Origin of the sequence: Brevibacterium otitidis (genome assembly GCF_042429315.1) — a bacterium.
GTDB classification, from domain to species: domain Bacteria; phylum Actinomycetota; class Actinomycetes; order Actinomycetales; family Brevibacteriaceae; genus Brevibacterium; species Brevibacterium otitidis.
Genome location: NZ_JBHMAU010000098.1, coordinates 1 through 1,720, shown reverse-complemented (window position 1 = coordinate 1,720; position 1,720 = coordinate 1). Strand labels below are relative to the sequence as shown.

Here is a 1,720-nt window from a genome sequence, read left to right as displayed (position 1 = left end):
CAGCAACAACATCAGCACCAGACAACCGCTCACAACGCTCATGAATTTCACTCATCTACAGATCCTTTCAGACAGGCCCCCATACACAACCCATCTGACACCCCCAACCCGGATCGCTCGGGAGATGCACGATGTACTTGGCCACTCGTTGAACACTATCGCGGTCCAAGCTGAGGGTGTGAGGTACGTCGTTCGGACTGAACCCGACCGTGCTGACCAGGTGCTCGCCGACATCGGTCGTATCAGCCGCAGCGCCGTCGATGACGTCCGCAGTCTCATCAACGTGCTCAACGCGGATAACGGTACCGAGGTCCCTATGCGGCCGGCCCCCACCCTCAGCGACGTCGCAGACCTGATCGGAGATCTGAAGTACACAAAAGCGAATATCCGGCTGCGCATAGAAGGCGACCCGGCTAAGGTACCTGACCCGGTCGGACTCGCCGCCTATCGGATTGTTCAGGAGAGTCTCACTAACATCCTCAAACACGCCGACGGTGCAGGAGCGACAGTACACATCAGCGTGGATCGCTCGGCCGTCGGACTGACGATCCTCAACACTCCAGCTGCCGCCTCCAGCACGTCAGCGAACTATGAAGTTCGCCGCGGGATCACGGGCATGCGCGAACGCGCCCGCGCGCTCGGCGGGACCCTGAGTGCAGGCCCCAATCCGGATACCGGCGGCTGGTTCGTCACCGCGACATTGCCCTGGCGCCAGTCATGATCACCCTCGGACTCGCCGACGACGAACCTCTCTTCACCGCAGGGCTCGCCATGATCCTTGACGCGCAACCAGACATGCGCGTTCTTTGGCACGCCGTCGACGGTGCTGACGCAATTTGCCGACACGACAGCGATGCACCCGACATCCTGCTTCTCGATATCCAGATGCCAAATCTTGATGGACTTGCCGTGACGAAACGCCTGATTATGAACAACACTGCAAGCAAGATCATCATCCTCACGACCTTTGACACCGACGAGCACGTCCTCACCGCAGTCGAATCTGGCGCCGCTGGTTTCCTGGTCAAGAACACCAACCCCGGTGATGTCATTTCAGCGATTCACACGGTCCACGATGGCGACGCTGTCATCTCTCCAGGGCCTACACGTCGGCTGTTCACCACATTCCGACTACGCCAAAGCCGGCCATCCGCAAGCGCATCACTCGCCGGGGCCGATGTTGCGGATCAGCTCACGCCCAGAGAACGCGATATCATCGCTCGAGTCGCCGCTGGTATGACGAACCAGGAAATCTGTGACGATCTCTGGCTCACTATGCCCACCGTCAAAACTCACATCGGAAACTTATTGGCAAAGACCCAATCCCGTGATCGCGTACAACTCGCCCTATTCGCACTTCGCTGCGGCCTCGCCGAACTGCCGTGAGTAGTGAATGTCTCCCATTTGCCGGTGAATGCGCATTACGAGGTGTTGCAGTACTCGGGCGCTGAGCTCTCGGCGCACGAGACGATCACCAACGAACAGGACCGGTGGGGTCGAGCGCGCAGCTCGCCGCCGCATACGAAACTCTCTCCGCGGTTGCGCAGAGGGACCGCTGGGCTCGACTCGTCCGCACCTCTGGGTTGTCGGAGAAACACGCCGACGCGGCTGTGGAGTCAGAGGCGTTCGGGCATTGACCGCCGAATTCCGGCGGGCCGAGGCATACCACCACGATGTCGACGCGTTCCTCCCGTGCCTCGTCGCCGCACGCGGAATCGAT

Annotated in this window: 2 protein-coding genes and 1 pseudogene; all 3 read left to right on the top strand. The window is 60.3% G+C overall.

The genetic code is table 11. From position 1 onward, the window contains the following. A partial coding sequence (locus tag ACFFN1_RS13645) for a sensor histidine kinase (protein WP_376841379.1) occupies window positions 1-721 on the top strand: 721 nt, incomplete at its 5' end. Then, on the top strand, window positions 718-1,386 hold the full coding sequence (locus ACFFN1_RS13640) for a response regulator (protein ID WP_376841377.1): 669 nt from the start codon (window positions 718-720) through the stop codon (window positions 1,384-1,386). The genes ACFFN1_RS13645 and ACFFN1_RS13640, both read left to right, overlap by 4 nt. Window positions 1,387-1,422: 36 nt before the next feature. Then, a pseudogene (locus ACFFN1_RS13635) lies at window positions 1,423-1,720 on the top strand (hypothetical protein); the annotation flags it as partial.